Origin of the sequence: Paenibacillus sp. 2003, assembly GCF_031455635.1 — a bacterium.
Lineage (GTDB): Bacteria > Bacillota > Bacilli > Paenibacillales > Paenibacillaceae > Paenibacillus > Paenibacillus amylolyticus_B.
The window spans coordinates 558,222-570,632 of the sequence record NZ_JAVDTB010000003.1 but is presented as its reverse complement, the minus strand read 5'-3'; the positions used below and the strand labels follow the sequence as shown (position 1 = coordinate 570,632).

The window sequence follows — 12,411 nt, the reverse complement described above, 5'->3', positions numbered from 1 at the left end:
CACGGGCAGTGATCTGGAAAGTATCTATTTTGCCATAAGGGAGGCACACCACCATGAATAACCGCCAAGCCATACGTGCACTGGTACGTAAAGATATCCGGTCCGTCACAGCCAGCGTTCAGCTCTGGTTGCCCATGTTAATCGTCCCACTGATTATTGGAATCATCATGCCCTCCGCCCTCCTGTGGGCGGCCTCCAGAATGGAACTTCGTTCTCTGGGCAACATCAGCTTTCTACTCGAATCATTGGATGCGTTAACCCATGGTGGACAGATTCCCCAGCTTGCTTCCATGCCTACAGATAATCATCGTATTGTCTATTACTTGGCCATGTATATGTTCGCTCCCTTGTTTCTCATCATTCCGGTGATGGCCTCCAGTATTCTGACGGCCAATAGTTTCGCTGGTGAGAAGGAACGTAAGACGCTGGAAGGGTTGTTATTCACACCGATAAGTATGAACACTCTTTTTAAAGGCAAAGTGCTAGCTGCCCTGATCCCTTCCATTCTATTATCCTGGGTTACTTTCCTGATCTATGGAATCATTGCCAATATTCTGATGTACCCCATGTTTGGAACGTTGATGTTTCCCAATCTGAACTGGATCATACTTGTCGTCTGGGTTGTTCCCGCTTGCAGTCTTATGGTCATTTTATTGAACGTGCTGATCTCGGCCAAGGTCCGTGGGTTCCAGGAAGCCTATCAGCTTGGCGGATTAATTGTCCTTCCCCTCATCGCCTTGGTCGCTGGTCAAGCCAGTGGCATGCTGCTGATTGGTCCTTGGATGTTACTCATGATTGGAGCAGTGCTCCTGCTCATAAGTTTGGTTCTTCTTCGTCTGGTCACGGCGTGGAATAGTCGTCAGCAACTGGCGGAAAGTCAGATCTGAATGATGTGGAGTGTAGCGACGAAATTCAACAAACTACACTGTCGCTCCGCTATACAGATTGAGAAATAAATAAGTGCAGGTTATGATGTGGAGATATATGCTATGGGATGATTTTAGAGAGGAATGGAACAACTGTATGGAATCCAAACTACTTCAAAAATTAAAATATGCTTCACAATTAACGGCACAGGAGAAACATATTGTGGACTATATCCTGAGCAACCCCGAAGTTGTATTTGATTCTACAGCCCATGAACTGGCTCAGCAGACTTATACAAGCTCTTCCACCATTGTTCGCCTATGCAAAAAGCTGGGTACCAAGGGGTACCCAGACTTTCAGTTAAAGCTTGCCCTTGAATATCAACAGATGCCTTCCTCGTTGCAGACTCAGGAGCATGCAATTGCAGAACAAGGCAACGTGCTGGCTGCCATCGACTCGGTTCCTTACCTGTACCAGCAAGCGCTGGATGATACCCGCCGGATGTTAAATGCTCCTGTTTTGCTACGAATCGCGAGCTGGGTCAAAGAATCCGGACGTATCGATATCTATGGCAGTGATATGAATTATTATCTGGCTCAACAGGCCTGTGCCAAGTGGAATGAACTCGGCATATCTGCGATTGCTCACAATAGTCCCAACATGCATTACTTGAACACGATGAATCCCAATAGCCTGACGCTGTCTTTTGTTATCTCACACACAGGTGAGAACCAATCCATGATTGAAGCCGCCAAAGTGCTCAATAGCAAACACATGAAAGTCATCGCGGTCACGGGCAACAACCATTCAACCCTATCCAAGCATTGTGATGAAACGCTGCTGGCTTATGGATACAATGAACAATTAAGGCTATCCAAAATGTCTTCGATGGTCTCGGTACTCTACATTTTCGACATGTTATACATGGGGAGCATTAGCGATAAGTATTAACGATTACCGTGGATCTGCTGCAAATACAATTCCGGCATCCTGACGTGCACTCATAAGTACACTCATCACAGACTGGCTGTGTTCGAGTAGTTCGTAACACCGTTTGTAATCACCACTTGCATGAATGTCCCTGAACGCTTCCCACTCATAGTACAGCCAATTGGATTTAGTCTGGGCATTATACGCCTCAGCAGGCTCATTCCCGATTTGAAGCTTGATCTCCCGGCAACCGTTTGCTCCTCCCACAACCTGAAGATAACCTTTCTCTCCCTGAATGAGTACAAAGTTCATGCTGTTTGTGTCTTTGGCACCTACACATTCCGCAATAAACTCCGGATACTTGAGAACCACAACACCTGACGTATCAATGCCGTTTGCATGCTGGTTCGCGGTATACGATACGGTATTCGGACTGCCAAACAGATTCATGACCAGATGCAGATTATAAATATTGATATCCATCAGCGCTCCACCAGAGAATTGTGGATTGAATACGTTCGGTGTTTCCCCTGCAAGCAGATCATTGTATTTGCGCGAGTATTGACTGTAGTTACACTGGATGAGTTTGATCGGACCGAGCTTTGGTAGCTGCTCCTGTATGACTTTAATATTGGGCAGATGAATGTTGGAGATGGCTTCAAACAGCAACAGATTCTTTTCTTTTGCAAGTGCAATCAGCGTTTCTGCTTCCTGAAGCGTGGACGTGAACGGTTTTTCGCAGACGACATGTTTGCCATGCTGAAGTGCCTGATAGGCCTGTTTGTAGTGCATGCTGTTTGGTGAAGCAATATATACGAGATCTACATTTGTATCTGAAAATAGGGATTCCAGGTCCGTATAGATGGTATCGACCTCATACTTCCATGCAAGCTCCTGTGCTGTCTCTCTCTTTCGGGAGTACATCGCTGTACACGTAACATCATACAGTTCATTTATCGCAGCTAAAATGGCATCCACAATGGACCCTGTACCAATCGTTGCTACATTCATCATATCGTTTCGCTCCTGTCGTTGGTTGTTTGTCAGGTGGCTTTCTTCGCCGCTTCGATTCCGTCATGTAAAATATCCAATACATATAAAACCTCTTCATCCTTGACCGGTTTATCACCGTTATGTCGAATGGCTTGAAGCAGTTGATCATATAAAATGCCATAGTCTGTCGCTTCCGAAGGAACTTTCTCCGTATGTGATGTTCCCTCATCGTCCACATAACTAATCGTCCCCCAGTTATCCTCCGGTTCAGCTTGAATGGATACCCTGGTTCGTCCATCTCCATTTTTCGTTTGATGCCCACTGCTGTATTTAACAAAGCTCCCTCGATCACCGTGGACAATGAATTTTGGATGCTCGATCTTCACAAGCAGACTGCACTTAATCGTGGCCTTCATTCGTCCATAACGAAAATCAATATCGATATAATCATCGGATTCACCCGGCGCGATCAAACTCCGAACATCATAATCAATTCGGTCAGCTACGCCATAGATGGAGATTAACTGATCGATCGTATGTACGGCCAAACCATGCAGCAATCCAAATCCACTTCTCGTGTACTGTGGCTGAAAATAATCATAGTGGGACTGGATTTCAACAATATTCCCCAGTTTGCCGCCCTCAATCACTTTTTTCAATGTCAGGAAGTCACCATCAAATCTGCGATTTTGATTTGGCATGGCGATGAGATTTTTACGAGTAGCTAGTTCAAAGATATCTTTGGCTTCCGCAGAAGTGGAGGCAAAAGGTTTCTCCACCAGCACATGTTTTCCGTGTTCCAAGGCCAGCTTGGCGTACTCAACATGGCTATCCACATGGGAGGCAACAACAATCAACTCAATCTCATCATCCTGCAATATGTCTTCGATATTCGTCGTAAAAGTAATCTCGGGATAGCGTGATTCACGCTCTGTATCGCCAACCCGATCTTCCTCGCGACGGTATATCGTCTTCACCTTGATGTTTTCTTTTTTGTCCAGATAAGGCAAATGATAATTCACCACTGCGTTCCCAAATCCGATGATCGCCATATTCATTAACATGATCGTTCACTCCTCTGCTCTGGTTGAGTGTAATGTTATCACGATCAAGTCAGGCGGAGAATGCTTTGGCACTGGATTGGCAGCATCATGCGCAATTCGATTTCCGGTTTGAATGACTATGAAATTCAATTTCATCCTCTTCTTTTTTCATGTTGGAGATCTAACATATCTTCCATAGTTTACCGATATAACATAAGGAATTAACGACATACATATAGAAGAACGAAGGGGACGATGAACGAATGAAAACAGGGTATACATACTTGCAACGCACCATCTGTACATTGCTGTTATTTACACTCATTGCAGCAATGACATTGGGAGGTGGAACCGCAGCCCAGGCAGCTTCACTTAGCCAATCCACAGTGTATTATGAGTCCGACGGAGTTTTGTACAAAGTTTCCGCGGATGGCAGCAATACAACAGAAGTATTAATTGATTTCCAAGGTGTGGACTTGCACGCGGCAGGCTCTTATCTCTACTACACGCAGACTGCTTCTTCCACAACTTTGCTTCGGGTTCCAAATGACGGGTCCACCGATGCGGCAGAGACATTTGCTACAGATGTACTCAGCTATTATACGGATAACGGATTCATCTATTATCTGGATGCTACAGGTACCATTTATCGCGCGAATGGCAATAGTGCCGCTTCAGCTGTCACCAAGATTGCTGACAAGGCTGATACCGACTTCCCATTCCTCCTGGTAACCAAAGGGCGTGCCTACTATAATGCGTTGGTTAATGGAAACACGTGGATCGTGTCCAAAACGTCCAACGGTTCTGGAGCTGTGCAGCGGATTGCCGCAGGCGCGGTGGAAGGACGTTATTTTACAAATCAAGCCAAAAACGAACTGCAACTGATGGTAAATACAGACCCGTACGAGGATTTCTATTCTACCAATGCTGTTGTCATGTATAAGGTGAATTACAACACTGGCAAAGCAACTCCGGTTAATCCCAAAGCCAAACTGGATGTGAATGCTGTATATTCCGGTGGTTGGGGAAACAATCTTTACGTGTACAACAAAGGAATCGTTCTCGACAACAATAAGGATTACAATTATGCCAAAGGCAAAGCGTTTGCGTTAACGACTTCAGCCAAAACACTTCAGCTTCATAACAAAAGCGTTCGGGAAGTAAGTGCCTTAGGTACAGACAAGGTTGTCCTTATTGATGCAGACAAAAAGGCTTATGCCAAAACGGTCTCGGGCAACAAAGTGACCAAATCCGCCAACCTGAACCTGACAAATGTAACGTATGTTGCGAATCAATTGACCAATGGTACATCTACGGCTGCATACATCTCGGGCAACAACGGACTCTATTCGGTTAATACAGCTCTCAAGGTAACGAAACTTACCGGGGACGAATGGGATGCATTCCATATCAGAGATGATGTTGCGGGCCTCTTCTATATCAATGCCAAAGATCAATATCGCTTGTATCACGTGCAAACGGGTGGAACAGGGAAAAAAGTAATGAGTGACGTTTTCCTCGACAATATTCTATTGGTGACACCGTACTAACATATAATGTTGATTCAGGCATATAGCCCCATTCAACGGACTTGTCCATAACAAAAAGGATTACCATGCAGCCATAACGGCTCTTGGTAGTCCTTTTTTGGTTGTCGAAAACTATTTTTCAAAAACATCTTCCATATGAGAATGATAATTGTTATCATTAAGAAAATAAGACAAAAGGATGGTCCGTATGACTGAACAGTTTCCCTTCATTGCTGAAACCTCATCTCTACCACTCCTCTCCTCCATGTGCCGTGTGCGTCGTGGGGAGAATTTCCGTGTGCAAGGCAAGACGGTGTCACGGCCCATGCTCTGTCTTATTTTGCAAGGAGACGGTGTTCTGGTCCTAAATGATACAGTCTATACGGCGCAAGCGGGCAACTTGTTTGTACTGAAGCCAGGAACAACCATTGAGGCCGCTGCACGCTCGAATGTGACCGAATGTATATTGCTAAGCATGGATACGGTTTGTTTGCAGCAAGTGCGCGGTGAATGGAATATGACCTCATCACCCGCCTTCCCGCTGGATTGGCAGACAGGCAGGTTGCTGGTTCGTCATGAGCAGCAGGCTGTATTACGTTTGGAACAACTGTATGAAACCTATCGCGGTCTTCAACCGGATCACTTTATCAGTATACATAGCCAGCTTCATGAACTGTTGCATTTTATCTCAGAGAACCGACTGGAAGCCAATCATGAGAAAGTAGACCCTGCCTTGGAACGCAGTATTATGTATATGCGACGTTATATGAGTGAAGGAATCAGCATGGATCAGCTTGCCAAGATTGCTGGACTCACACCAAGCTCTTATTCACGCAGTTTCAAGAAGGCCAAAGGCATGTCACCGACCGATTACCTCAATCGTTTACGTATAAACGAAGCCAAGAAACAGCTGACAGAGGAATCCTGTGTCCTCAAAGACGTCGCGGTATCTGTCGGGTATGGCAATGAATATTATTTTAGTCGCAAATTCAAACAAACCTTGAGGATTGCTCCCAGCGTATATATGAAAAGAGATCAACTTCGCGTAGCTACGGCATCCATTATGGGATTCCATGAGAACTTGGCCTCGCTTGGACTGCGCCCGGTAGCTGTGCTGGAAGGTGAAGGTGTGTTTGATCGAGAATCGGATGAATATGAACAAGAACGCCGATTAACCAGACAATTAGATCAACTTCGGCAGGCGAAGCCAGACTTGATCATCGGTGACTTTTACCACAAGCCCTATTACGATCACCTGAAAAGTATTGCACCCACCATCATCTTGGAGTCCACTGATGACTGGAAAGAGAACCATATTCGCATAGCCGAACTGGTCGGACGTGAGAAGCAAGCGTTGCTAAATTTCAAAGAACTTGCGTTTCGCAAGCTTGAAGCAAGCCTGAACCTACAACCCTATTTCGGACAAAAACGGTTGGCTCTGATGGAGGTTACGAATCAGTTTATTCGCTTACAAGGAACTGGCGAGCATCCATTAAATCACTTATTGTATGCTGAATTGGGACTCCAGCCTGCTCAGCTTGTATCTCCCGAAAGTTCCAGAAATGAGTATGCAGCGGATAGTATCCCCGTGCTGGACACGGATTACCTGTTGATCCATCGTGCTTCGCTTCAGCCTGCCAGTGAAAAGGTGTTCCGACGCATGAAACAAACGGCATCGTGGAATCGATCCCCTGCTGTATTGTATGGTAACGTTCACGATATTTCGAACTGGCAACGGTTATGCTGGACCCCGGCTGGCCGGTTGCAGATTCTGAACGAACTGGAACAGATTGCTCAGCAGTCTGTAGTCTTTCCTCAGGCAGGTCTGATCGGACATTAGATGTGAACATAGGTTGATACGATGGACAAGATTATCTTTTACAACGTGTTCCTTCATTATAATTCAGTAAGATATTGCACAGGCCAAAGGGCCCTCTCCTCTAACGGAAAGGGCCCTTTGCATGTCATTATGAATGTTCCTTAATCTCTTCCTTCGGAACCAGCTTGTATATCTCTTCATTTTCCATGGTATCAATCAACCGATCCAACCATTTGTAATATGCTTCCGCTTGCAAAACTTTGTGTTTGTCTTCCATCAGGATGTGGATAAGTTCAGCATCCGCCTCTTCATCCAAATCATCGACTAGTCGATTCAGTTCTTCAATCGATTTGCGCAGAATCTGAAGGTTACTCTCCACGGCTTTTCTCCACTTAATTGCAAAATAATCCGTAAATGTCTGATGCCAGTCATATTCCACTTCATATAGATCTTTCCTGGAGCCTTTGCTCCATACTTTATTTACCATTTTCAAATCCAGCAGTGTTCGTACACCTGTACTCATACTCGTTTTGCTCATTTCCATTTCCCGTCCCATATCGTCAAGGGTCATTGGTTTGTCTGCAAAAAATAGCAATCCATATAAGTGTCCCGTCGACAGCGTAACGCCGTAAAGATCCATATTACGTCCAATGGCTTCAATGACACGCTTACGAATCTTCAGCACGGTTGCCTGCTGTTCCTCTTGTAAATGGTCCAAGCCCATGCTTGCAACCTCCATTCTGAACATTCCACAGTCTTTGGCGAAATAATTGCAACACTTTAAAAGTCCTGCTTACATGGGAAAGCACTCGGCCGGACATCATATATGCCAGAGGGCTTTCATTCACCCAATGTATGAAAATGGGAACTTTACCAGGCTACAATTGCCTATGACTATCTTTTAACCAAAAAATTCAGCTTCAATTCAGCTCATTTTCTATTGTAGGAAAAGCAATGTCAAATGTAAAGCTGCCTTATTAGCCAGAATAAGGAGAATGACGGAGTATTTGGACGAAAAACTTTGTACAGTTTTTACTGTACAAACATTATGTACTGTTTATTCGGTTGATATACTGGTTAAGTATTGTTAGTATTAAACTCGTTACCCAGAAAGACGGGAAGCGAAGCAACAACTACCGGATTTCGTGGCTGGGCGCATAAGTGTATGGGCTTATGGATGCTGAAAGCCGTTCGAAGTGCACAACACATCAGAAGGGGTGAAAACATGACCATACTTGAAGTGAAAAACGTAAGTAAATTGTTTGGCCCCCAAACCGAGCAAGGTCTGCAATTACTGGAGCAAGGTTGGGGTAAAGAAAAGTTGGCCAAAGAAAAACAGATAACGGTTGGTGTCAACCGGGTCAACATGGACATTAAAGAAGGCGAGATTTTCGTTATTATGGGACTGTCCGGGAGTGGTAAATCCACACTGGTTCGGATGTTCAACCGTTTGATTGAACCAACATCCGGAGAAATTCTGGTCCATGGTAAGGATCTACGCAAGATGAACAAAGAACAATTGCGCGAAGTGCGCCGGAAAACGATCAGCATGGTCTTCCAGAAGTTTGCGTTGTTCCCGCACCGTACCGTTCTTGATAATGTGGAGTATGGATTGGAAATACAAAAAGTAGACAAGGAAGTACGCCGGGAGAAGGCGAAAACTTCACTGGAGCTGGTTGGCCTTAAAGGCTGGGAAGACAAAATGCCAGATGAACTCAGTGGCGGGATGCAGCAACGTGTCGGCTTGGCGCGTGCACTTGCCAATGACCCGGAAGTACTACTGATGGATGAAGCCTTCAGTGCTCTTGATCCATTGATTCGCCGTGATATGCAAGATGAGTTGATCGAGCTTCAGGATAAAATGAAAAAGACCATTATTTTCATTACCCATGACTTGGACGAAGCGCTGCGCATCGGCGATCGTATTGCCCTCATGAAAGACGGCGCAGTTGTGCAGATCGGTACACCGGAAGAAATCATGATTCAACCGGCCAACTCATATGTGGCCCGCTTCGTCGAAGACGTGGATCTGTCCAAGGTCCTTACAGCATCTCACGTAATGCGTCGCCCTGAAACAATTACGCTTGATCGTGGTCCTCGTGTTGCCCTCGAATTAATGCGCGAACGTGGTATTTCCAACCTGTTTGTCATTGACCGTTCGAAAAAATTGCTTGGTGTTATTACAGCTGAAGATGCAACCCGTGCCATGCGCGAAAACAAATTATTGAACGACATTCTGATCACGGACGGGCCTACTGTTGCGCCTGAGACCTTGATTCATGAATTGTTCGAGATTGTAAGTTCTGCCCATGTGCCGCTCGCTGTTGTTGGTGAGAATGGCCGTCTGCAAGGTGTTATCGTCCGCGGTGCCCTGCTGGGTGCACTTAGCGGTGAAGTTGCAGTAAAGGAGGAACTTGCGAATGATTCCCAAAATACCACTAGCATCGTGGATTGAATCCATCGTTGACTGGATGAGCTCCTCGCTCTCCGGATTGTTTAATGTAATCTCTGTTGTTATTCAAGCAGTAGTCGGATTCTTCTCCGGGCTGTTCATGCTGCCCCATCCACTCCTGTTCATTGCCATATTGGGTGTTCTTGCGTTCCTCGTAGGTCGACTCCCACTGACACTATTTACGGTTATCGGGTTCTTGCTCGTAGATAACTTGGGATACTGGTCCCAATCGATGGACACACTCGGTCTGGTTATCACTTCAGGATTGGTTTCGATCCTGCTTGGTGTGCCTGTCGGAATCTGGCTCGCATACAGTAAAACTGCGGCGCGTATCATTACCCCGCTGCTTGACTTCATGCAGACGATGCCTGCATTTGTCTACTTGCTGCCTGCGGTTACATTCTTTAGTCTAGGTGTCGTTCCAGGTGTTATCGCATCCGTTATATTTGCGATTCCGCCAACGATTCGTCTGACTCACCTGGGTATCAGACAGGTATCTGGCGAATTGGTTGAAGCAGCTGATGCATTCGGCTCAACTTCCATGCAAAAGTTGTTCAAAGTACAACTTCCACTCGCTTTGCCTACCGTGATGTCCGGTATTAACCAGACCATCATGCTGTCACTGTCCATGGTTGTTATTGCATCCATGATTGGTGCACAAGGTATTGGTGCGGAAGTCTATCGTGCTGTAACACAACTGCAAATCGGTAAAGGTTTCGAAGCCGGTCTGGCTGTTGTTGTACTCGCGATTGTCCTGGACCGTTTTACACAAAATGTGTTTATGCCAGGTCGCAAAAAGAACTCACGCATTACAGCCAAGCAAAAAGCATGGATCACTGCTGCGGCAACATTCCTTGTGCTTGTAGCTGGTTTCTCACAATACTTCGTTGGTGGCACAACTTCCGCTGGTGGCAACAATTCAGCAGCCAATGCTGTAGGTCAAGAAGTCAACTATCAGATTATTGGTATCGATCCAGGGGCTGGTATCATGAAGTCTGCTGCAAAAGCGATCGAAGACTATAAATTGACTGACTGGACTCTGATTGAAGGCTCTGGTGCAGCCATGACGGCCACGCTGGACAAAGCGATCAAAAATGAAGAACCAATCATTATTACAGGTTGGACTCCGCACTGGATGTTCAACAAATATGATCTGAAATATCTGGAAGACCCTGAGAAATCTTTCGGTGATGCTGAAGAAATTCATACCATCGCCCGTAAAGGTCTGAAAGAAGATCACCCTGTTGCGTTTGAATTCCTGTCCCGTTTCCAATGGACATCGGATGAAATGGGTGAAATGATGACTGCTATCCAGGATGGCACATCCGCAGAAGAAGCAGCTAAAGCCTATGCTGAGAAACATGCCGATCAGATTGCTGAGTGGACCAAAGGTTTGACTCCAGTGAATGGTGATGCATTCAAACTTAGCTATGTGGCTTGGGATTCCGAAATCGCAAGTACGAACTTGCTGAAATATGTGATGGAAAACAAATTGGGTTATAAAGTTAACGCTCTGCAAGTCGAAGCCGGACCAATGTGGACAGGTGTTGCCTCAGGCGACGTAGATGCCTCTCCAGCAGCTTGGCTGCCATTGACACACGCAGACTACTGGGAACGTTACAAAGACCAGGTGGACGATCTGGGGGCTAATATGACAGGTGTACGTACAGGCCTCGTGGTTCCTAGTTACATGACTGAAGTCAATTCGATTGCAGATCTGGAGACAGGTGCCGCTTCTTCCACTCCATCGGCAAGTGCCAATGTGGGCGAAGAGGTTAATCACCAGATCGTTGGTATTGATCCAGGTGCAGGTCTGATGAAAGCTACGGCAAACGCCATTAAGCATTATGATTTGTCTAACTGGAATCTGATTGAAGGCTCTGGAGCAGCAATGACTGCATCATTGGACAAAGCTTATAAAAATGAAGAACCAATCATCGTTACGGGTTGGACTCCGCACTGGATGTTCAATCAGTATGATCTGAAGTATTTGGACGATCCCGACTTAATTTTCGGCGATGCAGAGGAAGTTCACACGGTTGGACGTAAGGGAATCAAAGAAGATCATCCCGTTGCCTATGAGTTCTTCTCTCGTTTTAATTGGACTGCGGATCAAATGAGTGAAATCATGGTAGACATTCAAAAGGGCGTTTCGCCTGAAGAAGCTGCCAAGACTTATGCAGAAAAACATCCGGACCAAATTGAAGAATGGACCAAGGGGTTAACCCCGGTTAAAGGTGACAATTTACGTCTCGGTTATGTTGCATGGGACTCTGAAATTGCGAGTACCAACCTGATGAAGTATGTGCTTGAGACGGATCTGGGTTACACAGTCAAAGCACTGCAAGTCGAAGCTGGTCCAATGTGGGCAGGCTTGGCAGCAGGTGATATTGATGCTTCTCCAGCCGTTTGGCTCCCGCTTACACATGGGGACTACTGGGAGACATATGGTGACCAGATTGAAGATATCGCTGTCAGCATGACAGGAGTTAAACAAGGTCTGGTTGTTCCGACTTACATGGATATCAATTCTGTTGAAGACTTAAAAGATAATTAAACCAGATTGAGATGAATAAACCTGAATTTGGTAAAAAGACCACCGAAATTTTTCGGTGGTCTTTTTGTTATGGCTATGATTTTTTCAGGCATGCTATTTGATTTGATATTCTATCCTGGTCATACTGCATACTTCTACTTCAAGCATTCACGCGCTTTTCCATTTTACTCTTCTCACATATCCTCTTACTTTGCCTTCGCTCATGAACATCGTATGTAGAT

The 12,411-nt window shown here is 45.5% G+C and carries 9 protein-coding genes; 6 read left to right on the top strand and 3 right to left on the bottom strand.

All coding sequences use genetic code 11. From position 1 onward, the window contains the following. Positions 1–53 precede the first annotated feature (53 nt). Together J2X75_RS17930 and J2X75_RS17925 are read left to right on the top strand one after the other, a co-directional pair. Positions 54–887: an ABC transporter permease subunit gene (locus tag J2X75_RS17930; protein WP_124116987.1), complete on the top strand. Its 834-nt coding sequence runs from the start codon at positions 54–56 to the stop codon at positions 885–887. Between the two features lie 136 nt (positions 888–1,023). Beyond that, on the top strand, positions 1,024–1,818 hold the full coding sequence (locus J2X75_RS17925) for a MurR/RpiR family transcriptional regulator (protein WP_310338468.1): 795 nt from the start codon (positions 1,024–1,026) through the stop codon (positions 1,816–1,818). A 3-nt stretch (positions 1,819–1,821) separates the two neighbouring features. On the opposite strand, the gene J2X75_RS17920 is transcribed toward J2X75_RS17925, so the two are convergent. Then, positions 1,822–2,808 (bottom strand): Gfo/Idh/MocA family protein, encoded by a 987-nt coding sequence (locus J2X75_RS17920; RefSeq protein ID WP_310338559.1) that lies wholly within the window; start codon positions 2,806–2,808, stop codon positions 1,822–1,824. Between the two features lie 32 nt (positions 2,809–2,840). Then, entirely contained in the window at positions 2,841–3,854 is a 1,014-nt protein-coding gene (locus J2X75_RS17915; RefSeq protein ID WP_310338465.1) for a Gfo/Idh/MocA family oxidoreductase, read from the bottom strand. 242 nt (positions 3,855–4,096) lie between these two features. On the opposite strand from J2X75_RS17915, the gene J2X75_RS17910 reads away from it, so the two are divergent. Next, on the top strand, positions 4,097–5,383 hold the full coding sequence (locus J2X75_RS17910) for a DUF5050 domain-containing protein (protein ID WP_307538978.1): 1,287 nt from the start codon (positions 4,097–4,099) through the stop codon (positions 5,381–5,383). A gap of 187 nt (positions 5,384–5,570) precedes the next feature. Continuing rightward, positions 5,571–7,202 carry a helix-turn-helix domain-containing protein gene (locus tag J2X75_RS17905; RefSeq protein WP_310338460.1) on the top strand — a complete coding sequence of 544 codons (1,632 nt, stop codon included), beginning with the start codon at positions 5,571–5,573 and terminating at the stop codon, positions 7,200–7,202. A gap of 127 nt (positions 7,203–7,329) precedes the next feature. Here J2X75_RS17905 and J2X75_RS17900 read toward each other — a convergent pair whose 3' ends face one another. Beyond that, complete coding sequence (locus J2X75_RS17900) at positions 7,330–7,905, bottom strand: GbsR/MarR family transcriptional regulator (RefSeq protein ID WP_105597693.1); 576 nt, start codon at positions 7,903–7,905, stop codon at positions 7,330–7,332. 501 nt (positions 7,906–8,406) lie between these two features. On the opposite strand from J2X75_RS17900, the gene J2X75_RS17895 reads away from it, so the two are divergent. Together J2X75_RS17895 and J2X75_RS17890 are read left to right on the top strand one after the other, a co-directional pair. Further along, the gene (locus tag J2X75_RS17895; RefSeq protein ID WP_124116993.1) at positions 8,407–9,636 is read left to right on the top strand and encodes a quaternary amine ABC transporter ATP-binding protein; all 1,230 of its coding nucleotides are present in this window, start codon (positions 8,407–8,409) and stop codon (positions 9,634–9,636) included. After that, entirely contained in the window at positions 9,602–12,190 is a 2,589-nt protein-coding gene (locus J2X75_RS17890; RefSeq protein ID WP_310338453.1) for a glycine betaine ABC transporter substrate-binding protein, read from the top strand. The genes J2X75_RS17895 and J2X75_RS17890 overlap by 35 nt, the downstream gene beginning before the upstream one ends. Positions 12,191–12,411: the final 221 nt, after the last annotated feature.

Coding starts and splice junctions, on each gene's coding strand:
- J2X75_RS17930 (WP_124116987.1), top strand. CDS start 54: ATGAATAACCGCCAAGCCATACGTGCACTGGTACGTAAAGATATCCGG.
- J2X75_RS17925 (WP_310338468.1), top strand. CDS start 1,024: ATGGAATCCAAACTACTTCAAAAATTAAAATATGCTTCACAATTAACG.
- J2X75_RS17920 (WP_310338559.1), bottom strand. CDS start 2,808: ATGAATGTAGCAACGATTGGTACAGGGTCCATTGTGGATGCCATTTTA.
- J2X75_RS17915 (WP_310338465.1), bottom strand. CDS start 3,854: ATGTTAATGAATATGGCGATCATCGGATTTGGGAACGCAGTGGTGAAT.
- J2X75_RS17910 (WP_307538978.1), top strand. CDS start 4,097: ATGAAAACAGGGTATACATACTTGCAACGCACCATCTGTACATTGCTG.
- J2X75_RS17905 (WP_310338460.1), top strand. CDS start 5,571: ATGACTGAACAGTTTCCCTTCATTGCTGAAACCTCATCTCTACCACTC.
- J2X75_RS17900 (WP_105597693.1), bottom strand. CDS start 7,905: ATGGGCTTGGACCATTTACAAGAGGAACAGCAGGCAACCGTGCTGAAG.
- J2X75_RS17895 (WP_124116993.1), top strand. CDS start 8,407: ATGACCATACTTGAAGTGAAAAACGTAAGTAAATTGTTTGGCCCCCAA.
- J2X75_RS17890 (WP_310338453.1), top strand. CDS start 9,602: ATGATTCCCAAAATACCACTAGCATCGTGGATTGAATCCATCGTTGAC.